Origin of the sequence: Haloferax sp. S1W (assembly GCF_044593955.1) — an archaeon.
GTDB lineage: Archaea > Halobacteriota > Halobacteria > Halobacteriales > Haloferacaceae > Haloferax.
The window spans coordinates 327,883-354,120 of sequence record NZ_CP172595.1 but is presented as its reverse complement, the minus strand read 5'-3'; the positions used below and the strand labels follow the sequence as shown (position 1 = coordinate 354,120).

At 62.6% G+C, this 26,238-nt stretch carries 30 protein-coding genes; 18 read left to right on the top strand and 12 right to left on the bottom strand.

Annotation, left to right across the window (positions count from 1 at the left end; all coding sequences use genetic code 11):
- Positions 1-191: 191 nt before the first annotated feature.
- Together ACH9L7_RS01945 and ACH9L7_RS01940 are read left to right on the top strand one after the other, a co-directional pair.
- Entirely contained in the window at positions 192-1,358 is a 1,167-nt protein-coding gene (locus tag ACH9L7_RS01945) for a hypothetical protein (protein WP_396612069.1), read from the top strand.
- Between the two features lie 267 nt (positions 1,359-1,625).
- Positions 1,626-2,258 (top strand): DsbA family protein, encoded by a 633-nt coding sequence (locus ACH9L7_RS01940; RefSeq protein ID WP_396612068.1) that lies wholly within the window; start codon positions 1,626-1,628, stop codon positions 2,256-2,258.
- A gap of 45 nt (positions 2,259-2,303) precedes the next feature.
- Here the strand turns inward: ACH9L7_RS01940 and ACH9L7_RS01935 are convergent, their stop codons facing one another.
- Both ACH9L7_RS01935 and ACH9L7_RS01930 read right to left on the bottom strand, forming a co-directional pair.
- Positions 2,304-3,062: a hypothetical protein gene (locus ACH9L7_RS01935; RefSeq protein ID WP_396612067.1), complete on the bottom strand. Its 759-nt coding sequence runs from the start codon at positions 3,060-3,062 to the stop codon at positions 2,304-2,306.
- Positions 3,063-3,242: 180 nt separating this feature from the next.
- Entirely contained in the window at positions 3,243-4,160 is a 918-nt protein-coding gene (locus ACH9L7_RS01930) for an isoaspartyl peptidase/L-asparaginase (protein ID WP_396612066.1), read from the bottom strand.
- A 122-nt stretch (positions 4,161-4,282) separates the two neighbouring features.
- Between ACH9L7_RS01930 and icd the strand changes: the two genes are divergently transcribed.
- Positions 4,283-5,542 (top strand): isocitrate dehydrogenase (NADP(+)), encoded by a 1,260-nt coding sequence (icd, locus tag ACH9L7_RS01925; RefSeq protein ID WP_396612065.1) that lies wholly within the window; start codon positions 4,283-4,285, stop codon positions 5,540-5,542.
- 87 nt (positions 5,543-5,629) lie between these two features.
- Here icd and ACH9L7_RS01920 read toward each other — a convergent pair whose 3' ends face one another.
- The 3 genes from ACH9L7_RS01920 to ACH9L7_RS01910 form a co-directional block, all read right to left on the bottom strand.
- Positions 5,630-6,088, bottom strand: a complete 459-nt coding sequence (locus ACH9L7_RS01920) for a hypothetical protein (RefSeq protein ID WP_396612064.1) — start codon at positions 6,086-6,088, stop codon at positions 5,630-5,632.
- Between the two features lie 174 nt (positions 6,089-6,262).
- On the bottom strand, positions 6,263-6,826 hold the full coding sequence (locus tag ACH9L7_RS01915) for a hypothetical protein (protein WP_396612063.1): 564 nt from the start codon (positions 6,824-6,826) through the stop codon (positions 6,263-6,265).
- Positions 6,827-7,086: 260 nt separating this feature from the next.
- Positions 7,087-7,431: a cupin domain-containing protein gene (locus ACH9L7_RS01910; protein ID WP_396612062.1), complete on the bottom strand. Its 345-nt coding sequence runs from the start codon at positions 7,429-7,431 to the stop codon at positions 7,087-7,089.
- A gap of 78 nt (positions 7,432-7,509) precedes the next feature.
- Here ACH9L7_RS01910 and ACH9L7_RS01905 point away from each other — a divergent pair, with 78 nt between their 5' ends.
- Positions 7,510-8,049 (top strand): DUF5817 domain-containing protein, encoded by a 540-nt coding sequence (locus ACH9L7_RS01905; protein WP_396612061.1) that lies wholly within the window; start codon positions 7,510-7,512, stop codon positions 8,047-8,049.
- 25 nt (positions 8,050-8,074) lie between these two features.
- On the opposite strand, the gene ACH9L7_RS01900 is transcribed toward ACH9L7_RS01905, so the two are convergent.
- Both ACH9L7_RS01900 and hmgA read right to left on the bottom strand, forming a co-directional pair.
- Positions 8,075-8,224 (bottom strand): hypothetical protein, encoded by a 150-nt coding sequence (locus tag ACH9L7_RS01900; RefSeq protein WP_396612060.1) that lies wholly within the window; start codon positions 8,222-8,224, stop codon positions 8,075-8,077.
- 252 nt (positions 8,225-8,476) lie between these two features.
- A complete protein-coding gene (gene hmgA / locus ACH9L7_RS01895) occupies positions 8,477-9,688 on the bottom strand; it encodes a hydroxymethylglutaryl-CoA reductase (NADPH) (RefSeq protein ID WP_396612059.1) in 1,212 nt (403 codons plus the stop codon).
- Between the two features lie 106 nt (positions 9,689-9,794).
- On the opposite strand from hmgA, the gene ACH9L7_RS01890 reads away from it, so the two are divergent.
- The 8 genes from ACH9L7_RS01890 to ACH9L7_RS01855 all read left to right on the top strand — a co-directional run bounded on the left by ACH9L7_RS01890 (position 9,795) and on the right by ACH9L7_RS01855 (position 19,836).
- On the top strand, positions 9,795-11,339 hold the full coding sequence (locus ACH9L7_RS01890; RefSeq protein WP_396612058.1) for an amidohydrolase: 1,545 nt from the start codon (positions 9,795-9,797) through the stop codon (positions 11,337-11,339).
- 353 nt (positions 11,340-11,692) lie between these two features.
- Positions 11,693-12,826, top strand: a complete 1,134-nt coding sequence (nadA, locus tag ACH9L7_RS01885) for a quinolinate synthase NadA (RefSeq protein WP_396612057.1) — start codon at positions 11,693-11,695, stop codon at positions 12,824-12,826.
- Positions 12,823-14,373: an L-aspartate oxidase gene (locus ACH9L7_RS01880; RefSeq protein ID WP_396612056.1), complete on the top strand. Its 1,551-nt coding sequence runs from the start codon at positions 12,823-12,825 to the stop codon at positions 14,371-14,373. The genes nadA and ACH9L7_RS01880 overlap by 4 nt, the downstream gene beginning before the upstream one ends.
- Positions 14,360-15,166 carry a carboxylating nicotinate-nucleotide diphosphorylase gene (gene nadC / locus ACH9L7_RS01875; RefSeq protein WP_396612055.1) on the top strand — a complete coding sequence of 269 codons (807 nt, stop codon included), beginning with the start codon at positions 14,360-14,362 and terminating at the stop codon, positions 15,164-15,166. The genes ACH9L7_RS01880 and nadC overlap by 14 nt, the downstream gene beginning before the upstream one ends.
- A gap of 72 nt (positions 15,167-15,238) precedes the next feature.
- A complete protein-coding gene (locus ACH9L7_RS01870; RefSeq protein WP_396612054.1) occupies positions 15,239-16,432 on the top strand; it encodes an MFS transporter in 1,194 nt (397 codons plus the stop codon).
- Positions 16,433-16,497: 65 nt separating this feature from the next.
- A complete protein-coding gene (gene pyrF / locus ACH9L7_RS01865; protein ID WP_396612053.1) occupies positions 16,498-17,295 on the top strand; it encodes an orotidine-5'-phosphate decarboxylase in 798 nt (265 codons plus the stop codon).
- A 262-nt stretch (positions 17,296-17,557) separates the two neighbouring features.
- Positions 17,558-18,106, top strand: coding sequence for a DnaJ domain-containing protein (locus ACH9L7_RS01860; protein WP_396612052.1), 549 nt, complete (start codon positions 17,558-17,560; stop codon positions 18,104-18,106).
- Positions 18,107-18,231: 125 nt separating this feature from the next.
- Positions 18,232-19,836, top strand: a complete 1,605-nt coding sequence (locus ACH9L7_RS01855; protein WP_396612051.1) for a GTPBP1 family GTP-binding protein — start codon at positions 18,232-18,234, stop codon at positions 19,834-19,836.
- Between the two features lies 1 nt (position 19,837).
- Here ACH9L7_RS01855 and ACH9L7_RS01850 read toward each other — a convergent pair whose 3' ends face one another.
- The 4 genes from ACH9L7_RS01850 to ACH9L7_RS01835 form a co-directional block, all read right to left on the bottom strand.
- Positions 19,838-20,518, bottom strand: coding sequence for an MBL fold metallo-hydrolase (locus ACH9L7_RS01850; RefSeq protein ID WP_396612050.1), 681 nt, complete (start codon positions 20,516-20,518; stop codon positions 19,838-19,840).
- A 26-nt stretch (positions 20,519-20,544) separates the two neighbouring features.
- A complete protein-coding gene (locus ACH9L7_RS01845; RefSeq protein ID WP_396612049.1) occupies positions 20,545-21,045 on the bottom strand; it encodes a hypothetical protein in 501 nt (166 codons plus the stop codon).
- Entirely contained in the window at positions 21,042-21,974 is a 933-nt protein-coding gene (gene mch, locus ACH9L7_RS01840) for a methenyltetrahydromethanopterin cyclohydrolase (RefSeq protein WP_396612048.1), read from the bottom strand. The genes ACH9L7_RS01845 and mch overlap by 4 nt, the downstream gene beginning before the upstream one ends.
- Positions 21,975-22,132: 158 nt before the next feature.
- The gene (locus tag ACH9L7_RS01835; protein ID WP_396612047.1) at positions 22,133-22,447 is read right to left on the bottom strand and encodes an MTH1187 family thiamine-binding protein; all 315 of its coding nucleotides are present in this window, start codon (positions 22,445-22,447) and stop codon (positions 22,133-22,135) included.
- Positions 22,448-22,554: 107 nt separating this feature from the next.
- Between ACH9L7_RS01835 and ACH9L7_RS01830 the strand changes: the two genes are divergently transcribed.
- The 6 genes from ACH9L7_RS01830 to ACH9L7_RS01805 all read left to right on the top strand — a co-directional run bounded on the left by ACH9L7_RS01830 (position 22,555) and on the right by ACH9L7_RS01805 (position 25,140).
- A complete protein-coding gene (locus tag ACH9L7_RS01830; protein ID WP_396612046.1) occupies positions 22,555-22,722 on the top strand; it encodes a hypothetical protein in 168 nt (55 codons plus the stop codon).
- A gap of 47 nt (positions 22,723-22,769) precedes the next feature.
- Positions 22,770-23,807 (top strand): YihY/virulence factor BrkB family protein, encoded by a 1,038-nt coding sequence (locus tag ACH9L7_RS01825; RefSeq protein WP_396612045.1) that lies wholly within the window; start codon positions 22,770-22,772, stop codon positions 23,805-23,807.
- A gap of 59 nt (positions 23,808-23,866) precedes the next feature.
- Positions 23,867-24,142, top strand: coding sequence for a hypothetical protein (locus ACH9L7_RS01820; RefSeq protein WP_396612044.1), 276 nt, complete (start codon positions 23,867-23,869; stop codon positions 24,140-24,142).
- A gap of 81 nt (positions 24,143-24,223) precedes the next feature.
- Complete coding sequence (locus ACH9L7_RS01815) at positions 24,224-24,478, top strand: hypothetical protein (protein WP_396612043.1); 255 nt, start codon at positions 24,224-24,226, stop codon at positions 24,476-24,478.
- 117 nt (positions 24,479-24,595) lie between these two features.
- On the top strand, positions 24,596-24,823 hold the full coding sequence (locus ACH9L7_RS01810; RefSeq protein WP_396612042.1) for a hypothetical protein: 228 nt from the start codon (positions 24,596-24,598) through the stop codon (positions 24,821-24,823).
- Positions 24,808-25,140 (top strand): hypothetical protein, encoded by a 333-nt coding sequence (locus ACH9L7_RS01805; protein ID WP_396612041.1) that lies wholly within the window; start codon positions 24,808-24,810, stop codon positions 25,138-25,140. The genes ACH9L7_RS01810 and ACH9L7_RS01805 overlap by 16 nt, the downstream gene beginning before the upstream one ends.
- Positions 25,141-25,239: 99 nt before the next feature.
- Here the strand turns inward: ACH9L7_RS01805 and ACH9L7_RS01800 are convergent, their stop codons facing one another.
- Positions 25,240-25,971: a hypothetical protein gene (locus ACH9L7_RS01800; RefSeq protein ID WP_396612040.1), complete on the bottom strand. Its 732-nt coding sequence runs from the start codon at positions 25,969-25,971 to the stop codon at positions 25,240-25,242.
- Positions 25,972-26,238: the final 267 nt, after the last annotated feature.

The window sequence follows — 26,238 nt, the reverse complement described above, 5'->3', positions numbered from 1 at the left end:
CCAAAGCTCCTTATGTCTATCATCCGCGCGCCCACCAGACCTTAGACTATCCACTCAGCACAATTCTCTGGGCTGTTAACTCCTTAGTTCGAATATATGTGGCACGACATATCCTATCATCATTTACCTCTACTAGAACGGTAGTGACAATTAGAAATAATTAAATATTTTATCATAATCCGGTCGAATGTATGTCCCCAAAGAAAGTTGGTGGATTAGAGTTGACTCGTCGAAAGGCCCTCTCGACACTTGGTGCTGCAGTTACGATGTCCGGGCTAGGAACTACGGTACAAGCCTCGGAAAGTAAGGTTGACCACCCTATGTTGGTCTCAGGTGATAATGTCGTTAAATGGCTATCTGTGCCAGCAGATTGGGAACAACATCGAAAACATGCAATAGAGGCTCTTGGAACTGCGAGAGACAGGCTCGGGACGACACCGAAGGTCGTTGGAACGGAGTTAGAGCAGTCCCGAGACCGTTATGGCGGCCACAATGGATTCCAGATCTCTGTAATCCTTGACAAAGATGACAAATCTGTACAGCGCGAAAGAGTTCGCAATAACTTACCTGAGGAGGTTGATGACATTCCGATTTCTAGTAGAGACAGTGCAGAGTCCTTTGCGGGTTCTTGTGATGATCAAGATACAGTTGATGACAACTGTACGAATAATGAATCGACAGATACCGTCCAAGGAGGACAAAATGTCGGTTGGGTCGAACAGGGGAATGGAACCTCGTGTTGTGGTGTGAAATATAATGGAGAACAATGTCTCCTCACTGCAGCACACAACTTCTATAACCCTGGTAATTGCAGTAGCAGTGATGAAAATGATCTTATTGGTCGAGTAGCAGATGCTGCGGAGGAAGAAATTGGAGAAGTTATTGAGGCGGATATTAAGGGTGATTGGGCTCTCATCGACGATAGCCGTGGAGGCGATTACCCCAACGAGATTGATGACAACGACGAGTTCCCTTCCGTCAAAGGGCATGTTACTAAACCCACATTAGATCATTGGGCAAGTGATTCATCGAACTCGCCCTGTGTATACAATATGGGTCGGCAAACTGGTCTCACATCTGGTAAAATCATGAATACAAATGCGAATTGGACTGCTATTTGTTCTAATATGAGAAACCATGGTGTGAGATCACGCGCGAATTTTGCGGATGGTGATTCTGGTTCACCAACGTACCACTTGGAGGATGGAGATGCTTATATTATTAGCGTGACCGGATACGGATATGACCCGTACGGATTTGCATGTGGCCAGAAAAAATCAGACAAATCTGGAGGAATTGGTGCATACTGGTTAGCTGAGAATAAGGATGTCAAGTTCGGGGAGAACAGCACAGTATAGTTCCCAAACCGATAAATGAATAAAATTAAATGGGTGACACGACTTCTGTTTGCCGCTCTGGTAGTGGCATCGGTATATGTTTCAATATATCATCCACTCGTCAAGGAGATACACATCCTCATCACGCTCGTTTCGATTGGGATCATTATCTTCCTAATTGAACGGTTTCTAGTTGAGGTCTAAACTCGGTCCAATCGAGTTTCATTGTTGTCATAATATTTGAAATTGATATATTCAACTTTTGTAACTGGGACAAATATGAATACTATGACCAACGACGAAGCCGGTCAAATCACAATCTACTCTGACTACGTCTGTCCGTTCTGCTATCTCGGTCGCCAGTCACTCTCGCAGTATCAAGAGACCCGGGATGAGGAACTCGACATCGACTGGCACCCCTTCGACTTGCGAAGCCACAAGCGACGCCCCGATGGCAGCATCGATTTCTCCGTCGAGGACGGGAAAGACGACGACTACTACGAGCAGGCGAAACAGGGGGTTCGCCGACTACAGGAGAAGTACGATGTCGACATGACGCTCGACATCTCGACCGATATCGACTCCCTTCCGGCCCAAATCGTCTCCTACTATCTGAAGGAGCACGACGACTACGAGACGTGGCTGGCGTTCGACGAATCGGTCTTCGAGGCGCTCTGGCAGGATGGAAAGGACATCGGCGACGAAGCACTGCTAATCGAACTCGCCGAATCGGTCGGTGTCGACGGCGACGAAGTTGCGTCAGCACTGGACGACGAGACGCTCCGTGCCGAGGTGCGCGAGAAATTCGCCGAGGCGCAGCGCCACGGGGTGACGGGCGTGCCGACGTTTGCCTACGATGGCTATGCTGCCCGGGGTGCCGTGCCTCCGGAGCAGTTAGAACGGCTTGTCGAGGGTGTTTGAGTAGCTGGCTCTGCTATAACACAGCGAATCCTTGCTAACGGGTGTTCAGAGCCGACTTGAAGTCCAGTTGAGCACGATTGTCGTGCCGGGGTCGACGCGCTCGGTGGGCGTCACCTGAATCACCCGCGCCCACGTCCCGCCACTGGGGGCGGTGTAGTTCATACCGCCGCAGTAACAATCGACCTCAAGCGCAGGACTGTCCTCGCTGTGGCCGTCGTGCGGATAGCCGGTACGTGACCAGGCGCTCCAGTCGATTGTTTCGCCGTTGTGGCGCGCGACGAGGGTGACCGGCAGTGACTCGCCGACTTTCGTCGTCGCGTAGTGGATATCCTCCCGGTCGGTATCGACGGTATCGAGCGCCTGCGGTGATTCGGGAACCAGGTCCACCTTCGAGAGGTCCTGTGTGTCGTAGGTCTTCGTCGCTTGAACCTCGGCGTCGTCCGGTGCGTGATACACCTCGGTCGTAAACGGAAGCGACGAATCTTCGAGACGAAAGCCGATGAGGACTTCGTCCGAGGGGACCGTCGTCGACTCGACCAGTGTCGGGTGAATTTCCTCCGGATTCTCGACGAAGTCGACAGAGCCGGGACCTTCGGTATCGGTGTATTCGTGTGTCTGCTCAGTGGTGGGTTCGTGCGTAGTTGTGTTGGTCGGCGTCTCCGTCGCGGTCTGGGCCGGCGTATCGGTTGGCTGCTCTGTTGATTCAGCGGTTCCAGCCGAACTACAGCCAGCGAGACCGGCGATGGTAACACTGCCGATTGCTTGGAGGGCTCTCCGGCGGGTGTGATTCGTCTCCTTGCCCATGGGCGCAGATGTTGTCGGGGGTTCTTAGATACCCGTGACTGTTTACACGAAACAATCGGCTTATCACCCGTCTAAACCTTCGTTTTTGGCACTTTAGCTCCAAACGAATGTTGGAATTGTATCTAATAGAAGCACAGACGTCCTGCACCCTGTGAAAACGGAGTCCTAGTTGAGCGCCTGTTATCGAGACGCCGTGCTCGTCTGCATGTCTTCGGAGTTGAACGCAGCGCCAACACCTTCGTCGTCGAGGAGGATGACACCCGCCGACGACCCGGTGATTTCGCCGAACTCCTCGATAGCGAGGTCGGCCGCCGTCTGAGCGTCGCATCCGCGTTCGATATGACCGACTGCTCGGCGGGCGAGTGTCGCGCGGGCGATATCCTCACCAGCGCCGGTCGTCGATGCGGCGCCCGCGGGGGAGGCGTAGAATCCGGAGCCGATTTGCGGTACGTCGCCGACACGTCCCGCGAGGGCGAACCAGCGGCCACCCGTAGAGGTTGCGGCAGCGAACGTCTCGCCGTCGGTCGCAACTGCACCGACCGTATCATGTCCGGGGAGGTTGATGGCGTCCGAAGAGAGATGCCCATCGCTCACCTGTGCGGTCGGGTCGCTCGTACTCCCGCCGAACCGCTCGGTGAGCCACGTGAGGTGTTCTGACGGCGACCCGTCGGGTGCGTCAGCCGCTTCCCATCGCTTGCGGGTGTCCTCGGTGAACAGATCGACGCCCGTCTCGACGCCGATGTCGGCCGCGAAATCAACCGCTGGGTCGCCAGCGAGGAAGACGTGCGGCGTCTCTTCGAGGACACCACGAGCGACAGAGACGGCGTGTTCGACGCCTTCCATCCCCGATGCAGCGCCCGCCTGTCGGTCGCTCAGCATCACGCCAGCGTCGGTTCGGACGACGCCGTCAGATTGGACTGCGCCGCCGACACCGGCGTTGAACCGGCGGTCCGATTCGAGGACTCGAACGGCTGTCTCGACCGCCGAAAGCGGGTCGGATTCTTGGACACCGGCCTCGGCCGCGTCGTCGAGAACCGCCTGTCTCGGTTCGGGTTCGTCGGGAGCGTTACCTGCGCCGCCGTGAAGGACGATTCGCATATCAGAGGGCAATCGGTGGGGTCCGGTAAACGTACCGACAGCGACCGACTAGCGGAGATATTTACGAATACACGGGGAGAACGGCAGGACTTTTACAACGCACCCAAAACCCCTGATTGTTCATGAGTTACGACCAGATTGAGGTTCCTGAAGACGGTGAGAAGATTACGGTCGACGAGGAGACGGGCGAGCTTTCTGTTCCTGACAATCCGATTATTCCGATTATTCACGGTGACGGTATCGGAACCGACGTTGGTCCGGCCGCACAGAAGGTCCTCAACGCCGCCGCAGAGGCGACTGGGCGCTCTGTATCTTGGATGCGTGTCTACGCAGGCGCATCCGCCCGCGACAAATACGACGAGAACCTTCCCGTGGATACCGTCAGCGCCATCCGCGACCACCGCGTCGCTATCAAAGGTCCGCTCACGACGCCTGTCGGCGCTGGTTTCCGTTCCCTGAACGTCGCTCTCCGCAAAAAGCTTGACCTCTATGCGAACGTCCGCCCGACCTACCACCTCGACGGCGTCCCGTCGCCCGTCAAGAACCCCTCGGCGATGGACATGGTCACGTTCCGCGAGAACACCGAGGACGTGTACGCCGGTATCGAGTGGGAAGCCGGTACTGACGAAGTCCAGCAGGTCAAGGAGTTCGTTGAGGAGGAGATGGGCGCCACGGGCGTCATCCACGACGGCCCCGTCGGCATCGGCATCAAGCCCATCACCGAGTTCGGAACGAAGCGACTCGTCCGCGAGGCAATCGAGTACGCCATCGAGAACGACCGCGACTCCGTCACCCTCGTCCACAAGGGTAACATCATGAAGTTCACCGAGGGTGCCTTCCGTGACTGGGGCTACGAACTCGCAGAAGAGGAGTTCGGCGACGTGACCATCACCGAGGACGAACTCTGGGAAGAGTACGACGGCGAGAAGCCCGAGGACAAGGTTGTCGTCAAGGACCGCATCGCCGACAACATGCTCCAGCAGCTTCTGACCCGCACCGCCGACTACGACGTCATCGCCACGATGAACCTCAACGGCGACTACATGTCCGACGCCGCGGGCGCACAGATTGGCGGTCTCGGCATCGCACCCGGTGCGAACTTCGGTGAAGGCCTCTGTCTCGCAGAGCCGGTCCACGGCTCCGCGCCCAAGTACGCAGGCGAGGATAAGGTCAACCCGACCGCGATGATTCTCTCCGGCCGTCTCATGTTCGAGTACATGGGCTGGAAGGACGCTGGCAAGCTCATCCGCGACGCTGTCGAGAAGACCATCTCCGAGGGCGACGTGACCTACGACCTTCACCGTCAGATCGAAGGCGGCAACAAACTCGCCACCAGCGAATACGCCGAGAAGGTCGTCGAGAACATCAACGAACTCGCGTAAGCGAACCTCACTCGCACAACGTCTTTTATTGATACTACCTCCGCGAGCCGTGTGGCCGTCGCGAGAGGCGGAGAAATTAGGACCGCATTACAGCCGATTCGGGTCCCGTCGAAACACCGAAACACGGTCCCAAAGCGGCCGAACGATACCAAAGACGACTGCACCGGCGGTGTCGGCGACGATGTCGATGCCTGTATCTTCCAGATAGAACGCGAGCGACCAGTTGACCCAGAAGTCCGTAAAGAGTCGCTCGTACACCTCGAACCACGTGCCGATGGCGGCGACGGCCATCGGGAGGACAACGAGCAACGCGAACGGCGAGCGCAGGAGTCGCGGTCGGAGGACGAAAAGCACCGCCGCGACGCCGAACCCAGACGCCGCGTGGACGAAGATGTCCCACCACCAGATGCGCGAATAGAGGAAGTACGCCATGCTCAGGAAGTGCGTTGCGGTGACGACCGTGCCCCACAAACCGACGAGTGTCATCTCGCCCGGCCGTTCCCGCCACCGGGGGCGCACCATCTGCTCCCAGGTTCGCCTCAGCATTCGTGTCGAGGGTGACGCCGTGCGTCGGTGCGTGTGTCTCCCGCTCGTCTGAGAAGCAGCATGTTGTGCTTTCGCATGACCGATACAATGAGGATATCCGATATGTACGTTTTCCCGAGGACGGAACACGAAGGGAGTTAATTTAACTGCCAGAGAACGGTGCCGAGAGGAAAGCTACCGAGCCGAGTCGTCACGGGGAGACTCGGGTGACGGCGCGTCGGTAGCCCCACTTCGGTCGCCACCGTCTGAACGGAGTTTGGCGGGGTGTTCGGCGAGTCGGTCGCCAGCACGCTCCGTGCGTGGGCGTTCGTGGGTCGCCTGCGACGAGGGAGACGGCATCCGACGAGCCATCGTGTTTACGAGGACGACGAAGCCGAGCGCACCGACCGTGTCGACGACGAGGTCGACGATGGTATCTTCGACGTAGTACGCCATCGACCACCCGTACCAGAAGTCTTTGAACAGGTACTCGTACACTTCGAACCCGGCACCGATGGCGAGGACGGCACCGCCGACAATCACCGGTGCGTGTCGGCGGGTGAACGTCCGCGGGAAGGCGAGGTACAACACACCCGCGACGCCGAAGCCCGACAGCGAGTGGGTGAGCAGGTCCCACCACCAGACTTTCGTGTAGATGTTGTAGGCCAGCCCACCGAAATGGAGCGCACTGACGAACACCGCCCACACGCCGACGAACGCCCAGAGCCACGGCTGGCGGGCCAGGGTGAGTCGCCTCATTGCCGCCTGAGACCCGTCGGACGGTGCAGCGTGTGTGGCGGGCGATACGGCGACCATACGTGAACTACTCGGGGGGAGGGCATTGTTAGGGACATCCGTATCGTGATGCTCGCTTGATAAATGCTTTCTCCCACAGGCTCTGGTCAGTTAACAGGTGAAAAAACGAGCTGTCGGATTCCGAACACTGCGGTAACTCCGCTCGCACTGAAGTCGAAACACTTCAGAGAACAGTCAGTACTGATGGGGAGTGAACAGTTCACTTAGTCCCGCCACGCAGCGTTGCCACGAGGCGGAGAGAACACGTCGATGCCGACGACCGGTTCGTCCCCGCGATTCTCCGCGCCGTGTGCTTCCCCACCGGCGAGTGAGTAGGAGTCGCCGGGACCGACGACGACTTCGTCGCCATCGTCGCCGACGACGAAGGTCAACTCTCCGGCGACGATGTAGCCCACCTGTTCGTGTGGGTGTTCGTGAACCGGCACCGTCGCGCCGGGTTCGATACGGAAATGCTGGACGTTCATCTTCTCGCCACCAGCGAGCACCGCCAGATGCACGTCTTCGACCGCTTCGGTCGATTCTACGTCGTCGATGGAAAGACGCTCCATGGTGACGTGGCGCAGGGAGAGGGAATAAATCCGCCGTCCGTCCGAAGGTTCAAATCGGAACACGGGGAAGTGACGACTATGTACGCGGTCGTAGGGTGTACGGACTGTGCGAACATGTGGTTGCTGTCGGACCCGGGCGGGTCGAAGACAGCGACGTGTCCGCGCTGTGGGCGGCGGCACCAGACGAAAAAGTTGCGACGGTTCTTCGAGTCCGACGACCGCGACGCGGCGAGACAGGCGCGGGCGGCGCTCCTCGCGAAGAAACACGGCGATAGCGAGGCGTTCTCGCAGGTCGAACACGTCTCCGAACTCGACAGACTGGTCGAAGAGTCGGGCATCGACGACCGAGAGTATCTCGAAGAGTCCGGCCTCGACGCGGACGAGGTCTTCGACGCCGGTGCGCGCGCCGAACGTGGCCGGGCGTCGTCGTCCGGTTCGACCGACCGACTGACTGCGGTCAAAGACGCCATTCGAGCGGGTGACCGCCCGACCGAAGACGAAATCGTCACGGGCGCGAGCGAGCGCGGCGTTCCCGAAGACAAAGCGCGCGACCTACTGGAAAAACTTCGCCGGAGGGGAGAGGTATCCGAGTCCGGCGGTCGGTATCGACTGCTCTGACTCGGATTCGACGGTGGCGCGCGTCTCAGAGCACGCCCAGAAGCTTCGCGATGCTGAGCGCGGACACGACGACGCCCAGTGCCAACTTCAGGAGTCGCAGGGCCAGCGCGAGGCGTCGAACCCCGTCGTGGTCGTCGTCCGATTCGGGGTCGGGACTGGATGGGGGGGCGTACATGGGAGGGGATGGGAGTGTGGATACGCCCGCCGGTACTCGCCGGACGGACGCAATTGAATCCTACCAGCGAGGAACGATTAAAATCGAGCCACGGAAGCGGAGTGAAAGTAAACGAGGTGTTGTGTCGTCAGACTCCAAGCGCTGGAGTGTGAGGCGCAGGGAGAAGCTAGTGTTACAATACTCAAACCGGGTGAAAGTAAACTCATCCGACGCATTCCGAAAGAAAGCCCGATGTACCGCGCTCTCGACGCCCTACCGACCGAGTTCGGCGTGCGCGCTGGAGAGGTTCCGAGAGGCGAGCGCCGACAGGAGCGAGAGTTCACCCGCGAGCGAGCCGACGGCAATTGCCTCCGCGAGAGCGTCGGCGTTCGACCCCGCCGGGTCGCCGCCACCGCGGACGCCGAGGATGTCGAGGCCTTCAGACTGCGTCGGCAGCTTGGTGCCGCCGCCGACGGTGCCGACTTCGAGGGAAGCCAGCGAGACGGAGACGTAGAGGTCCCCATCCTGCACTTCGGCGGTGGTGATGGCGTTCGAACCCTCGACGACCTGCGCTTCGTCCTGCCCGGTTGCGAGGAACATCGCGGCGACGACGTTCGCGACGTGGGCGTTGAATCCGAAGCTGGCGGCTTTCGCCGACCCGATGAGGTTCTTTCGGGTGTTGAGTTCAGCGATGGCCTCCGGCGTCGTATGAAGACGGTCTTCGACGATTTCCCGCGGGATGCGAACGTCGGCCGTGACGCTCCGACCGCGGCCTTCGACGGCGTTGATGGCGGCGGGCTTCTTGTCGGTACAGAGGTTCCCCGAGAGGGCGACGAGGGAGGCGGTGGTCTCCTCCTCGATGACTTCGCAGGCGGCCCCGGTGGCGATGGTCGTCATGTTCATCCCCATCGCGTCTTTGGTGTCGTAACGGAAGCGCAGGAAAACCGAGTTGCCGACGACGTATGGTGTCACGTCCAACAGTTCGCCGTGGTTCGTCGTCTCCTCGGCCGCGTCTTTGAGCGTCTCGAAGTTGTCTCGGGTCCACGAGACGAGCGCCTCGGCTTCGGCGACGTCGGCGACGCGAAACACGGGGGCGCGAGTCATCCCCGACTTGAGGATGCGAGCGGTCGCGCCGCCAGCGCTGTTGATGACCGAGCAGCCGCGGTTGACCGACGCAAGGAGTGCGCCCTCGGTGGTCGCAAGCGGGAGGTACTTCTCGCCGTCGACGGAGCCACCGTCGATTTCGACGGGGCCAGCGACACCCATCGGCACCTGGATGGCACCGACCATGTTCTCGATGGCTGTCTCGGCTTTTTCGGCGGGGAAGCCGTAGTTCCCGACTGCATCGAGCGACGCGCCCGACTGGGATTCGACGAGGAGGCGACGTGCCTCGGCGGCGGTGTCGGCGTCGGCGTGTGCTTCGAGTTCGTGGAGGCGGAGTTCGCCCTCCCGAACGCGGTCGGCGAGGGACGCGGCGTCTGTCATGTTCCGACGGTTTCCGCCCCGGGCCCAAACGGGTTCCGGTTTTCCGGACCTCGGTGGGACTGTGGACGCCCGAACGACTTTGCCCTCCCGCGTCGGGGTCAAAGACATGACTGCGGCAGCGGACCTCGTCCTCACGAACGCCGAGGTACACACCCTCGAATCGCCCGACGAGACCCACGAGGCGGTGGCTATCCGCGACGGCAGAATCGTCCGCGTCGGCCGCGCGTACGACGTTGAACTCCTCGCCGGGGTCGAAACGCGCGTCGTGGACTGCGGCGGGAGTGTCGTCCTCCCCGGCTTTATCGACGCCCACACGCACCTCCCGATGGTCGGCCGGTCGCTGGTCCATGCCGACCTCTCGAAGGCTAACTCGGTCGGCGACGCGCTCGACGTGCTCCAAAATCGGGCCGCGGAAATCGACGGCGGCGACGAGTGGGTTCTCGGCTTCGGCTACGACGAGAGCACGTGGGACGAGTCGCGCTACCTCACCCGCGAGGACCTCGACGCGGTCTCCGAGTCGACCCCCGTCGTCGCCTTCCGCGAGGACATGCACACCGCCGGGGTCAACTCTGTCGTCCTCGACCGATACGGCGACCAGATGCCCGACGAGGGTGTGCAGACCGCTCCGAGCGACGGGACTCCAACCGGCGTCATCGTCGAGGAGGCAATCGACGTGCTCTGGGAGGCGACCGAACCCGACCGCGAGGAGATGACCGACCTCGTCCGCGCCGCACAGGAGTCCGCCACCGCCCGCGGCGTCACCGGCGTCCACGACATGGTCCGCGGGTCACGCGCACCCGAAGTCTACCGCGACCTCGAAGCCACGGGCGAGTTGGACCTGCGCGTCCGCATCAACTACTGGTCGGACCACCTCGACGCCCTCCGGGAAGTCGGGCTTCGGTCGAATCACGGCGACGGCCTCGTCACCACAGGCGCGATTAAGACGTTCACCGACGGGAGTTTCGGCGGCCGAACCGCGAAACTCTCCGAGGCGTACGCCGACGCCCCCGACGAGACGGGCCAGTGGGTTGTCGAACCCGACGACCTGTACGAACTCGTCTCCGACGCGGCCGCGGCCGGGTACCAACTCTCCGCCCACGCCATCGGCGGCCTTGCAATCGACACTGTCCTCGACGCCTACGAGGCGACCGACAGCCCGCGGACTGCTCGTCACCGCGTCGAACACGTCGAACTCGCCTCCGACGAGGCAATCGAGCGATTCGCCACCCTCGGCGTCGTCGCGTCCGTCCAGCCGAATTTCCTGAAGTGGGCCGACGAAGACGGCCTCTACGCTGACCGACTCGGCGAGCGACGCCTTCGGACCAACCGCTACCGCGACCTGCTCGACGCCGGGGTCGACCTCGCCTTCGGGAGCGACTGCATGCCGCTGGACCCGCTTCTCGGCGTCGACCTTGCGACGAATCACCCAGACCCGGAGCAGTCGCTGACGGTCTTCGAGGCACTCCGCGCGTACACGTCCGGAAGCGCGTACGCCGGGTTCGACGAGAACAGGGTGGGAACCATCACACCGGGGAAGGACGCAGACCTAATCGTCCTCGGTGAGTCACCGTGGGAGACAGATTCGATCCGCGACATCGACGTTTCGATGACCGTCGTCGCGGGCCGCGTCGTCTTCGAACGCGACGCCTGAGCGTCACGGTCGAATACCAAACCACCGGGTCGAATCACGTTACTACAGGTCGAATACCAAACCACCGGGTCGAATCGCGTCACTACGGGTCGAATCACGTTACTGCGCGCCATTCGAACAATACTCGACGTGAGCGACGGTCGTAGCGACTATTCTCCGAGCGTTCTGCGATAGGGAGAGATTCGTCGTGTTGACTGGCAATAGTGGCAATTTTCGTCGGTTCAAGCGCCATTAGTAGTAACTATTCTCTCGTAGTCGCCATCGAAATAGACTATTCACTCCCTCACGAGCAACATTGAAGAAATATATTTTTCAATGATGCGCTCTGATGGTCTTCGTATCGAACTATAACCATGGTCACTTTGGAATCGGTCGGGTTCGAGTCCGACCTGAGCCTGTTCAAGTACGACACGTTCGAGCAGTTGCCCGAGAGTCACCGTGACCTCGACGAGGAAGAGCGGGCACGGCGCATCGAAGCGGCCCGCGAGGCCCTCGGCGACGATGTCATCGTCCTCGGACACAACTACCAGCGGCGGGAAATCGTCGAGCACGCCGACTTCATCGGCGACTCGTACGAACTCTCGAAGCGCGCCGCCGAATCTGACGCCGAATACGTCGTCTTCGCGGGTGTGACGTTCATGGCCGAGAGTGCCGACATCATCACCGACGACGACCAGACGGTTATCCTCCCGTCGATGGAGGCGTCCTGCCCGATGGCCGGGATGGCCGAGGCGGTACAGGTCGATTCCGCGTGGGACGAACTCGTGGCCGGAACCGGCGGGAAGAACGTGATTCCCGTGACGTACATGAACTCCTACGCTGACCTGAAGGCCTTTTGTGCCTCCCACGGCGGCCTCATCTGTACCTCCTCGAACGCCGCCGACGCCTTCGAGTGGGCCTTCGAGCGCGGCGACGCGGTGCTTTTCCTCCCCGACAAGCACCTCGGACGCAACACGGCGAACGACCTCGGCATCGACGAAGTCGTCGAGTGGGACCCGTGGGCTGGCGGCATCGACGAGGAGAAAGACGACACCGACCTCGAAGATGCGGAAGTCGTCCTCTGGGACGGCTACTGCCAGGTCCACGAGCGCTTCCGCGTCAGCCACGTCGAGGAAGCCCAAGAAGACGGCGCGCAGGTCGTCGTCCACCCCGAGTGCCGCCCGGAAGTCGTCGCGGCGGCCGACGAAGTCGGGTCGACGAGCCACATTTGCGACGTTATCGAGAACGCTGAACCGGGCGAACACTGGGCCATTGGCACCGAAGTCCACCTCGCGCGACACCTCGCGCGCTGGCACCCCGAGGTCAACGTCGACCCGCTCTGCGGCGACGCCTGTATGGACTGCAACGCCATGCGACAAATCGACCCGAACTACCTGACGTGGGTCCTCGAAGAACTGGCCGACGGGCGCGAACCGAATATCGTCTCCGTCGCGCCCGAGGAGAAGGAACTGGCCGAAGTGGCCCTCGAACGCATGTTAGAGCTATGAAGACGGACGTACTCGTCGTCGGGTCCGGAATCGCCGGGTGCGCCGCCGCGCTCACCGCCGCACGCGAAGGTGCTGACGTGCTCGTGGTGACGAAAGCGAGCGAACCCGAGGACGCGAACACCGACTGGGCACAGGGCGGCATCGCAGTCACGCAGTCCGACCCCGAGTCGTTCGCGGCCGACGTGCGCCGTGCCAGCGACGACACCGCCGACCCCGACGCGGTTGACGTGCTCGTCTCCGAAGCCGCGGGCGTCGTCGACGACATCCTCGTCGACACGCTGGATGTTGATTTCGACAGGGCGGGCACACAGAATACCGAGGATGACGACTTCGCGCTCGCCCGCGAGGCAGGCCACTCCGAGCGCCGCATCCTCCACGTGGACGCCAGCACCGGCGAACACATTCTCCGGCCGTTCCTCGCGTACCTCTCGGACCACGACGGTGTCACCATCCGCGACGACACCGCCGCACTCTCGCTTCTGACAGAGGAGGGCGTCGTTCGCGGGGCGGTCACGCTCCGCGACGGCGAGGTCGAACCGGTCTTCGCCGGAACCACGATTCTCGCCACGGGTGGCATCGGTGCCTGTTACGAGACATCGACCAATCCGCCGGGCGCGACCGGCGACGGTATCGCGATGGCCGCACTCGCCGGAGCCACTGTCTCGGACATGCAGTACGTACAGTTCCACCCGACCGCCTACGACCCGGGTTCGGACCCGAACGTCGCCGACGCCGACGCTGACGACGCGCCCGAACCCTTCCTCGTGAGCGAGGCGGTCCGCGGCGAGGGGGCCGTGCTCAGAAACGGCGAGGGCGAGCGATTCATGCCCGATGTCCACGAGGACGCCGAACTCGCCCCCCGCGACGTGGTCGCCCGCGCTGTCGCCCGCGAGCGAGACGCAACTGGGCGCGTCGTGCTCGACGTGTCGCCCCTCGACTTCCGCGACGAGTTCCCCGACCTCGCCGAACTCTGCGACGACCGAGGCGTGGACCCCGACGACGGCATTCCGGTCGCCCCCAGCGAGCACTTCCTCTGCGGCGGCGTCGCCGTGGACGACTGCGGGCGAACCACGCTGGACCGACTCTATGCGGTCGGCGAGTGCGCCCGAACCGGCGTCCACGGTGCAAACAGACTCGCCTCGACGAGTCTCCTCGAAGGACTCGTCTGGGGGACCCGTGCTGGTGAGACGGCCGCCGAGCAGGGTCGAGACGAGGCGCGGGAAATCGAATACGTCGCACCCGACGACCGTGACCCCGCGCTGCCGAAGGCATTCACCGAAAAGAAGTTCGACCGACTCGGCGCGACGATGGACCAGTACGTGGGCGTCGAACGCACCCCCGATGGGCTTCGCACCGCTCGGGCGCGGATTCGCCGCCTGAAGGGCGAAGCCGACGCCTACGCTCGAACGCGGGTGTCGCGGTCGCTGTTCGAACTCCGAAACGCGTGCATCTGCTCGCTCCTCGTCGCCCGTGCCGCTTCCGAGACCCCGTCCGCCGGGTGCCACCGCTTGACCGAGTCTGAAGAGGCCATCCATGCTGACGACTGAGACGATAGAACGGTGGCTCGCCGAGGACGTGGGCCACCACGACGTGACGAACCACGTCCCCGGCGAGACGACCGGCCGACTCGTCGCCCGCGAATCGGGCGTTGCCGCCGGACTCGACGCTGCCGTTGCAGTCTTCGACTACCTCGGTGTGGAGGCGACGGCGACTATCGAGGATGGCGCACGAATCGAACCCGACGACGTGGTCCTTCGCGTCGAGGGGGCCGCACAGGACGTGCTTCGAGGCGAGCGCGTCGCAGTGAACGTGGCCGGTCACGCCTCTGGAATCGCCACCGTGACGCGCACTGCGGTGGACCGCGCCCACGCCGTCGACGACTCGGTCCGGGTCGCGGCGACGCGGAAGACCACGCCCGGGCTTCGGGGTATCGAAAAGCGTGCTGTCGTGGCGGGCGGCGGCGACACCCACCGACTCACCCTCTCGGGGATGGTCATGGTCAAGGACAACCACATCGCCGAACTCGGCATCGAGGAAGCCGTCTCCCGCTTCAGGGAACGCGCCTCGTTCGCAACGAAGATAGAAGTCGAAGCGGAGTCGCCAGAGATGGGCGCACGGGCCGCCGAGGCCGGTGCCGACATCGTCATGTTCGACAATCTCCCGCCGGAGCGCGTGGCCGAGGGCGTCGAACTGCTCCCCGAGGGCGTTCTCTCGGAGGCCAGCGGTGGCATCACTCTCGACACGCTCCCCGACTACGCCGCGACCGGCGTCGATGTCGTCTCGATGGGGTGGCTGACCCACAGCGCGCCGAGTCTGGACTTCTCCTTCCGGACTGGGTAAGTACGCGAACAGACGTGCCGCGGTCGCCCGCAGTCCGGCACGTTCATCTCTTCGGCGGGCGCGGTGAAGACGATGGAGACGTCTCGGCGAGAGTGGGCTACGACTCCGATTGCGAAATATTACGCCTACAAATCGACCGAGTACGTCTCGTTTACCGCGGCTATCTGGATTCTGTTCGTTCGCTCGAACGGACTCTCGTTCGCCGAAGTCGGCGCGCTCAACAGCATCTGGTGGCTCGCCCTCGTCGGCGGCGAGATTCCGACCGGGTATCTCGGCGATAGGCTCGGCCGCCGAAATGCGATGGCGCTCGGCACGGCAATCATCGCCGTCTCGACGGTCGCGATGGGCCTCTCGGAGACGTTCTTCCAGTTCGCCACCGTCTACGCCGCGTGGGCGGTCGGCCAGACATTTCGCTCCGGGAGTGGCGACGCGTGGCTCTACGACCTACTCGACGAGACGAACGAAACGCACGAGTTCGCCAACGTGCGTGGCCGTGCTACCGGTGTCGGCCTCGCAATCGGGGCCGTAACGACCCTCGCGGGGGGCGTCGTCGCCGACGCGACGAACTACTCGGTTCCCTTCTTCGCCACCGCCGCGGTGACGGCACTCGGGGTTCCAATTCTCCTCTCGGTCCCGGAATCGGGCGACAGCGACGATGGATTCACACCGCGGACGGCGCTCCGCGTCATCCGGGAGAAACTGACCCGCCCGCCACTTCGCGGCTTCGTGGTCTACTTCGCCCTCCTGTTCGGCGTCGTCAACATGGTGTACATCTTCGACCAGCCGATTCTCCGCGACGTGGCACTCGGACTCGGCGTCCCCGCGTCGGCGACGAACACCGCAGTCAGCGCCTCCTACGCCGTCTTCTCGCTCGTTGCCGCGGGTGCCACCTACCGCGCTGGTTGGATTGGCGACCGAATCGGTATCCGCCGGTGGTTCCTCCTTGCGCCGGTCGCCGTCGCCGTCTCCTATGCTATGCTTCCACTCGTTGGTCCGCTCGCATTCCCGGCGTTCGCCCTCGCTCGCGGCGTGACGAACGTCTCCGGCGTTCTCGGGAATCAGTACGTAAACGACCGCGTCGATTCGGTCGGCCGGGCGACGGTTCTCTCGGCGGCAGGGATGCTCTACTCGCTCGCGGTCGTTCCCTTTGAACTCGCGGGCGGCGTCGTTGCCGATATCGTCTCGCCGACCGGCGCGCTCGCCGCGTTCGGCGGGGTGTTAGTGGTCGGTGCGGGCGTGCTGTGGGTCGTAGACAGGCCGGTCTAACTTGCCACCCCGACGCTGACCTCGAAGGGAAAACCCCTTACTCTCGGTCGTCGCACTCGCTTTCAATGGGCTTCTTCGACGACCTTCGGTCCCGAATCGAGCAGGTAGACAGTGTCGTCTCCGTCGGTCTCGACGCCGACATCGACCGCATCCCCGAACACCTTCTCGACAAGGACCTCCCGCGATGGGCGTTCAACCGCCGCATCATCGATGCGACGCACGAACACGCGGCGGCGTACAAGCCGAACGCGGCGTTCTACGAGGACGCCGACGGGTGGCGCTCGCTCCGCGAAACTATTGCCTACGCACACGGGAAGGGTGTTCCCGTTCTTCTCGACGCCAAGCGCGCCGACATCGGCAACACGACGCGTAAGTACGCGAACCTGCTGGACGAGGCGGACGCTATCACCGTCAACCCCTACATGGGCCGCGACTCGATTCAACCGTTCCTCGCCCGCGAGGACAAGGGCGTGTTCGTCCTCTGTCGCACTTCGAACCCCGGCGGCGCGGACCTCCAGTCGCTCGAACTCGAATCCGGCGAACCCCTTTACGAGCGCGTCGCTGCGCTCTGTGACCTCTGGAACGAGAACGAAAACGTCGGCCTCGTCGTCGGCGCAACGGGTCCCGAGGAGTTAGAACACCTCCGCGAGCAGGTTCCTGACCTGCCGTTTCTCGTTCCCGGCGTGGGCGCGCAGGGCGGCGACGCCGAGGCGGCCGTCGAATTCGGTCTCGCCGACGGTGTCGGCCTCGTGAACTCCTCGCGCGGCATCATCTTCGCGGGCGAAGACCAAGGCGAGGACTTCGACAAGGCCGCTGGACAGGCGGCCAAGCGTCTCAAAGACCGCCTGAATCAGTACCGCTGAGCTGACGCTGCTGGTCGTCGCCGATTTCGACCCTCGTCGTCAGTCGACGAGCCCTTCGGACCGGAGGTGCGCTTCCCGTTCTGCTTCCGTCTCGAACGACCGCCCGCACACGTCACAGACGAACTCGTCGTCGGTGTCGGATTCTGCCTTGCTCATAGTTCACACACGAGGGTGTCCCCTATCATCGTTTCCCGAAGTGTTCTTTTCTCCCACCACCTTCCCTCGGCGAGACGTTTACCAGCATTCGCCACCAAGTGGTCCCGTGGACCGGGATAGACTCATCATGGGCCTCGCGGCGGTGTTCGCGGGCCTCACGATGCTACTCGTGGTGTTGGCCTTCGTCTACCAACCGGTCTTGCTCTTCGTCGCCCTCCCGTTCGGTGCGACGACCTATTTCATGTACTCTCACGCCAGCGGCCGGTTCAAAGAGCGTTTCCGCGGACGGCGGGTCCGTGCCGACGCCGCCGGGTTCGGCTTTCGCTCCGCAGAAGGACAAACGCGGCAGCGTGAGACGGGCGGATTCGGTGCCGGACCCCGCGGCGACCCACAGGAAGGCCCTCGGGCGGGGCGATTCAGCGGCGCGGACGGGAGACGACGCAGTCGGCGGGGCGGCCCGCGAGTTCGCCCGCCTCGGTCCGGTCTGAGTCGAAACGAGGCGCTCCGAACCCTCGGACTTGACGAAGATGCGTCGCAGGACGATGTGAAGCAAGCGTATCGAGAACGGGTCAAAGAGGCCCACCCGGACGCAAAATCGGGAGACGAAGCGACCTTCAAGCGCGTCACCCGCGCGTACGAACGGCTGTCTGAGTGACCGACTGGCGAAGTCGAGGAACCGCCAAACAGCGAGCAGCGTAACAGACCACTTGGTTGCGGTATTTTCTCATGGTATACTCTACCGCGGAAAGCGTTTTCACGGTCGGTTTCCTACGGCCTCTCATGAGCGCGGATCGGGCCCCTCTCGAAGCGGCCCTCGAGCGCGGGGAGGAAGAAGGCGGAAACATCGAGTTCAAAGAACGCCTCACTCGTGCCGTTCACCTGTCTGATGGTCGGATGGAGTCGCTTGCTGCGCAACTTCGTCACCGAGTACTCTCTGGCGACGGTGTCGCCACCTACGTCGTCGGCGTCACAGACGACGGCGGTATCGCCGGCATCTCGCCCGACGACTTCTCCGAAACGATGGACGTGCTCTCCCTTCTCGCCGAGGAGGCGGGCGCGCATATCGAAGATGTCGAGACGTGGGGCGTCGGAGAAGGTGCCGAGCGCGGACTCGTCGGCGTCGCCACCATCCGCGAAGGGGCGATGCTCGACGTAGATGATGACCACATCGTCGTCGGTACCGCTGGGCACGTCGACCACGGGAAATCGACGCTCGTCGGGTCGCTCGTCACCGGCCAGTCCGACGACGGCGACGGCGGCACCCGCTCGTTCCTCGACGTGCAACCGCACGAAGTCGAACGCGGTCTCTCGGCGGACCTCTCGTACGCCGTCTACGGCTTTTCGGACGACGGCCCGGTCCGCATGCGTAACCCGCATCGAAAGTCGGACCGCGCGCAAATCGTCCAGGAAGCGGACCGACTGGTCTCGTTCGTCGACACCGTCGGCCACGAACCGTGGCTTCGCACGACGATTCGCGGCCTCGTCGGCCAGCGACTCGACTACGGCTTGCTCGTCGTCGCCGCCGACGACGGCCCGACGCGGACGACCCGCGAACACCTCGGCATCCTCTTGGCGATGGAACTGCCGACTGTCGTCGCCATCACGAAAACTGACGTGGTCTCGGACTCCCGAGGCAAGGAAGTCGAACGCGAAGTCGAACGGTTGCTCCGCGACGTGGGCCGAACCCCGCTTCGGGTCGAACGCCACGGTGTCGACGCCGCCGTCGACGAGATTAGTGAGTCAGTCGTCCCCATCGTGATGACGAGTGCCGTCACGATGGACGGTCTCGACGAGTTAGACCACCTGTTCGAGTCGCTCCCGAAGCGAAGCGCCGCAGAGGGCGACTTCCGGATGTACATCGACCGCACCTACTCGGTGACGGGCGTCGGGGCAGTCGCGTCGGGGACTGTCAACTCCGGGGCGGTCGAGGCTGGCGACGAACTCCTCTTGGGGCCGATGCCGGACGGGTCGTTCCGTGAGGTCGAAGTCCGGTCCATCGAGATGCACTACCACCGCGTCGACAGAGCGAACGCCGGTCGAATCGTCGGCATCGCGCTCAAGGGCGTCAACGAGTCCGAAATCGAGCGCGGGATGGTTCTTCTTCCCATCGACTCCGACCCCACCGCGGTCCGGGAGTTCGAAGCCGAGGTGATGGTCCTCAACCACCCGACTCGCATCCAAGACGGGTACGAACCCGTCGTCCACCTCGAAACCGCCTCCGAGGCGGCCATCTTCCACCCCGAAGGCGGGCGACTTCTCCCGGGCGATACCGGGACGACCCGAATCGAGTTCAAGTTCCGGCCGTACTTCGTCGAGGAAGGCCAGCGGTTCGTCTTCCGCGAAGGTCGGTCGAAGGGCGTCGGGACCGTGACGAACGTGGAGTAACTTACTCCACAGTTTTCGAAAGCCGGTCGTATCCCTTTTTCAGCGGCGGTCCGTGCCCCGGACAGGCATGGGTGAAGCGGTCTCCCCGGCGGAGAAGCGACTGGATGCTCGCTTTGACCTGCCGAGCGTCGTACGAACTCAGACGACCCGTCGGGCGGAGCGTATCACCGAGTCCGTAGGCGAGGTCGCCGAGAAACGCGGCGGAGCGGCCTTCGTGGACGTACGTCACGTGTCCCGGCGTGTGGCCGGGCGTGTGATACGCTCGGAAATCACCTATCGTGTCGCCGTCCTCGATGTGACGAACCGGTAGGTCTGGGAGCGTCATTCGACGGTAGTAGAGTCGGTGAAGTGCTTCGAGTCCGTTTCGAGCGGTCCACGGCGGGAGGCGGTCACCTGCAACGTACGGTGCCTCGAACTCGTGGACGTACACGGGCGCATCGAGGTCGGGCGTCAATTTCCCGAGGGTGCCGACGTGGTCGGCGTCGTAGTGAGTCACAAGGACGCGGTCGATGTCCGACAGTTCGAACCCAGCGTCGACGACTCCATTTCGGACCGTCTCTTCGTCACCGGGCCACCCCGAATCGACGAGCGTGAGCGCCCCGTCGTCGACGAGGAAGACGTTCGGCATGTCGAAGGTCTGGCAGTCGATGTGCCAGAGACCGTCCGAAAGAAGTGTCGCCATGGCCGGGTGTCTCACCTCAATTGGAATTATTCTTCTGACGCGACTGTATCGACCGCGACGTACCCGTCTTCTTTACGCGTTGCCGCGCCGAACAGCACCGCCCAGTCGAGCAGGCGTTCGACGCGAGTCCGCCAGCGCGACTCCCAGCCTTCGGGGTCGCGGTGGCGCTCCCAGTTCGGAACGGTTGGCTCGAAGGCTTCGAAGACAACCTCGACGGACTGCGGGTCGTCGCCAAGGGCGTCGAGAACCTCCTGTGCGCCGAAGACGTGGTCGACGAGTTCGGCCCTGAGTTCGCCTGTGGTCCAGTCACCGCGGATACGCTCGAAGCCGCGGCTCGTCTCTCTGGCGAGGCCGAGCGACTGACAGAACACCAGCCAGTCGCGGCCCTCGTCGGGCGTCACGTCCAGATGCTTCGCAAGGCGACCGCAGCAGTCGTCTTCCGACCCCGGAATCAGCGGGACGGCGCGGTGGGCCTCCCACAGTCGGTCCAGCGAGTCCGGGGCGGGCGGGACCGGCTTTCGCCTCACAGTCCGAACGACTCGGCGAGCACGTCTTCGTCCGTCTCACCCAGCGTGTACGTTGGGCCGTCGACAACGTCGATGGTGATCTGTGCGGGGCCGAAGACGCCGGGGTCGACCTCGTTGAAGTCCCACTCGGCGTCGTCGAACACCTGTTCGAACGGCACGCCGTACTCCTCGCCAGCGGTCGAGACGGCGGTGTCGAAGTCGTCGAAGTCCTCGTGGACGGTCATGTGGACACGCCCGCCGTAGGCGACAGCGTCGTTAGTTCGGCCCATCGCAACGCTCTCGTCGTAACTGACGGGCGCGAGGGGTGCGGTACCGGAGACGGAGATGACGTTGTTCGGATCGTACCCGGCTTCGAAGAGGTTGAACATCGCCAGTTCGGGTGCACGGGCGGCCCCGGTGACACTTCCGACGAGCGACCCGGTGGCGTAAGTCGGCAGGAACACCGCACTGGGTTCGAGGTCGGTCATATCCGCGACGTGTTCGGCCACCTCGTCGGTCGGGAGTTCGATGCTCTCGACAGCGAGGACCGTCAGGTCGAACTCGTCGTAGTAGCCGAGGTGGTGGAACTCCTCTTCCTCGCCGACGAGGGCGCGGGCGGGACCGGAACCGAGTCCGTCGAAGTCGTCGAAGACGAGTTCCCATCCGGCTTTCTGCGAGCAGAGAAGTGCGAGTGCGGGGCGGTCAGTCGAGAGTTCGACGTGGGGGCGCGGGGTACCGGCGACGTCGCCCATCCGTGTCTGAACGGTGGCGAGACCGGCGGTCTGAATCTCCGTGAGGAGCATCCCCGCTTCGACCCCGCCGTCGGCGTCGACGCCGAAGTCGATGACCGTCGTCCCGGAATCGAGTTCGTAGCCCTCGATGCCGAGTTCACCGGCGAAGTCGAGCGCTTCGTCGACCAGTTCGATGGCCATTCGATTGATGCTGTCCATGGACGCCGATTGCGCGCCTTCGGCTAAAGGGTTTGTCAGTCGAACCTTCCGCGAGGGTGTGGACGTGCTTCGAGAATCGGGGGGCGGCCCGCGCTTCGAGAGCGGTGGACGGTCCGTACTTCGAGAAGTGAGAACGCGGCCCGGCGTCGGCCGGTGGGCTATTCGCGGTCCTTCTTCGCTTCCCTGCCGAGGTGGTCTTCCACGGCGGCGACTTTGTCGGCAGCGCGCTGGTCGACGGTGCGCTTGTGGTCTATCTTCAGGAACGTGCTCACTCGGTCGCCATCGACCGCCTTGTGTGCCGCGCCGACCGCTGCGAGGAGTTCGTCGATGTCGTCTGCCTCGATGACGGTTCCCATCGGGTTCGTCTCGTAGGATACGTCGAAGTCGTCGAGGGCGGCGACTGCCTTGGCGACTTCGCTGGACATGCTCTCTTCGATGACCGGTGCGACGCTCAGCATTGCGATGACTGTCATACCTGAGCTGTTGTCGTACTGAACCGTAAAATCGAGGGTGTGAGAGGGTGGAGCACGCCGATTCTGAACCGACGAGGCTATGCCACAGAACGGCCTCCGATTCCGATATGTCTCGCTCCGGGCGCGCCCGTCGTCTCGTGTTCTTCGCCGCGAGTGTCGTCGTCTGCGTCGTACTTGGCGCTGCGATTGGCTCCACTGTCGGATACACGACCGAGTGGACTGCCACTGGGGCCGTCTTCGGCGTCGCGCTCTCCCTGTTTACCGACCGGCGGTGAGTCCACCCGCCGGCGTTCTTTTTCCCTCGGCCGACGTATCGGATATCATGAATTCACGCGTCGAGCGGGCGCTCACGCTGGGCCGAGCAATCGTCCACGAGGTGCGCACGGAACGACTCACGTTCATGGCCGGGAGCATCGCCTACGGAGCGTTCGTCTCCTTGCTCCCGCTTTTCGTCCTCGTTCTCGCGGTCGTCTCCGCGACCGGCGACCAGAATCTCCGTGAGAGTGTGTTCTCCGTCATCGAGTCCGTCCTCACTCCCGGCGCGAGCGGGGTCATCGTCGCCGAACTGGAGTCGTCGAGCCAGTTCACAGGACTGTCCATCGTCGGTCTCCTCGTCCTCCTCTGGGGGACGCTCCGTATCTTTCGCGGCCTCGACACCGCCTTCTCCGACATCTACGAGTCGGAGGCGGCCAACACGTTCGCCGACCAGCTTTCCGATGGCATCATCGTCCTCGTCACCGTCGCCGTGGCTGTCGTCGTTGGGGCGCTCGTCGAGACAGCGCTTCCCCCGCTCGACGGCCTGTTCGGATGGGTTTTCTACCGCGGTGTCCTCGTCGCCATTCTGTTCGCGACGTTCTTCCCGATGTACTACATCTTCCCGGACGAAGACCTCGTCTTCGTCGAAGCCGTCCCCGGAACGCTCGTTGCAGCGGTCGGTCTGACCACGCTCGAATCGCTCTTTCGGCTCTACGTCCAGTTCAGCAGTCGCTCGCCGGAATCGAGCGTCGTCGCCGGGATTATTGTCTTGCTGACGTGGCTCTATTTCAGTGGTCTCGTCATCCTCCTCGGTGCCGCGGTGAACGCCGTGTTCTCGAACCGTTCGCGGGACGTGAACGTCCGCCCCGTTTTCGGCGGCGTCCCGGTGGACACGAACCACGAAGGGAGCGACCGACGGACGGTCGTCGCCGCACTCCAGCAGTTCGACCGTCACCTCGCGGACGCCCCCGACGCCGACATCGAAGTTCGCGTCGGCGACGGGTCCGTCGTGATTCCCCGGCCTGAAAAGACCGTCATCGACGCCGACACCAGCACGTTCCTCCCTGAAGGCCCAGTCCGTCTCGAACTCAGATGGTCTTCGTAGCAGGAAACTCAAGACGAGTGACTACAGACGTTATACCGTCGGCGAACGTATATGTGAGTATGGCTATCAAGACACCGACACGTCCGATCAGGCCGCTCGAAGAAGACCAGACAGCGTGGGAGACAGCCGAGCGAAGTGCGACCACCGAATCGCGCGCGGTGAACCCACCGGTTGTCGTCGAACACCGGACCCTTCCCCGCAAGGACTACGGAGAGGCGCATCTCGCCTGGGTGTGCGATGAGTGCGGGGCAGCCGGGCCGCTCACGGCGTTCCCCTCGTCGTGTCCCGACTGCGACGCCGAGCGAGAGGCGCTCTTCTACTACACCGAAGATTGAGGTCGCGAGCGCTGGCCGGACCAGTCGGCGGTGTCGCGTCCGACCGCGACTGTTTTTCTTCCTCGCTTCCGAGCAGGAGGCATGTATCTCTCTCATCCCGTTCGCCGGATGCGCGACGACCCCTTCGACGACGAGACGGCCGAACTTCGAATCGAACCCACGAACGACGAATCTCGGACCGCACTCGACGAACTCGTCTCCGACCTCGGCGGGTCCGTCGAGCGAGAACTCCAGTTCGGCGGCGTCGTCGTCACAATTCCGGAACCTGACGTGGCACCCCTTTGCGAACTCGACGGTATCGAACGAATCGAGACGGTCGACACGCTCGGGTACTAGGTCGAGACGGCGGACAGCCTCGGTAGATAGTCAGCCTCGGTAGATAGTTGTTCCTTCGCTTGCGCACGCGAGCGATGAATTGTCAACTATTTAGTATCAGACGGCCGGAGATGCCGTATGGTCTCCAGCCCACTGCGTGGGGGACGGCTGGTCGGGGTCGTCGCCGCAGCCGTCGGCTGTACAGTCGCCCTCTCCTCCGGACAGCTCGACGCGGGAACACCCCAGAGCACCACCCCGATAGATTTCCTTGTCTCGACCGCCATCGCGTCCCCACCGCTTTTTATTGCGATACTCGCCACCGTCGCCGGAGTGCTCGTCGCCGTCGGTCCATGGGGACAGCCATGATTCCAGACATCGCCGACGCGTGGCTGTTGTCCGCCTACGTCTCTCTCTTCGTCTTTTCTCTCGTCCAGTACTACCGCGACAAGGTGCCGTTTCAACGGGCCATCCTCCTCTGTTCGATGTGTCTCACGTGGATTTCGTACGAACTCATACAAGTCGCACAAGATGGGCTGATTCCGGACGGAACGCCGCTCAACTACGCGGTCGAAGGTCTCGGCATTGCCGTCCTTGTCGCGGGCTTGTACGGTCTCTACTGGTCGTGGCGACACCGAGACGAGACGAGGGAGCCGAGTGTGGCGCATTCGGGAGAGAGTAGCTAAAACGACACCGAGCACGCTCGTGCGCACTCCGATAGGGGCTTCGGCCCCTCGCGAGACTCCGATTGTCGGGGGAAGTGGGGCCCAGACTCCCACCCGAAGCTAGCGTTCGACTAACAGTGGCTCGGTAATCGAATCGGGGTCGGCGGTCGAGAGAGTGTCGAACACGGTTCTCGCCTCTTCACCGAAGAAGAGTTCTAACAGCTCCTTAAACTGCGCTTCATACGTGGGGTCCGAAAACACCTGTTTGCGGAGGCGGGTATAGCGGCCGACGTAGTACTCGGGGAACGTGCGGTCGTAATCCACCAGACAGTGGACGATGATGTGCGCGAGTTCGTCGGGTGGCGACGGAACGTACCACTCCTCGTACCGCTTACGTCGGTCTAACATGAGTTCCTCGACGGCTAACGGAACCGTCCGCCCACCTCGTTCTGGGAACCGGAGGTGGTTCACCATGTCGAGTTTGACAGCACCAGATTGCCGCTGACGAAGCTCGTAGTCCCCGGCGTCTACCTCCCGACTCCCGAACAGGGCCTCAACAAGCGCCTCCGGAGACGAAATCACAGTCTTGGCAACAGACAGCGGCCTCGTGCGGAGTTTTTTCAGGAGCGGTTGTGGTTTCTTCGCGTTGGTCGGCCGTTCGAAGCCGACGTGTTCGGCGAGTTCGACAGCGAAGTCGAATTCGTCGGCGTCTACTAATAGGTCGATGTCGCTCGGGACGTAGTCTGGGAGGTGCTCGTACTTCCGGAGGACGACGTACGTAATGTCGTGGTCGTCAAGCTTCGAGAAATATCGGAGGAGACGGCGGCGACTCTGGTCGGAGAGCTTTCTCATGGCATACTGAACACCACGAAGTTGTTTTGTTATCGTCTCGCTATCCGGTCCAAAACCCGCCCCTGACTGACGCTCGCTTCGTTCAGGGACAAAATAGGTGGCTGAGACGGCGCATAACGTGGCTGTAACCTTCGCCAGTCGAACCGATTTGTCGGGCACAAAACCGAGCGACACGCACAGCGGTCGCTCGGAAGGTAAGTTTGCAGAGATGTGCGTCGGCTGGGATTTGAACCCCGGTCGCTCTGCTCACTTCGTTCGCGGCGCTCC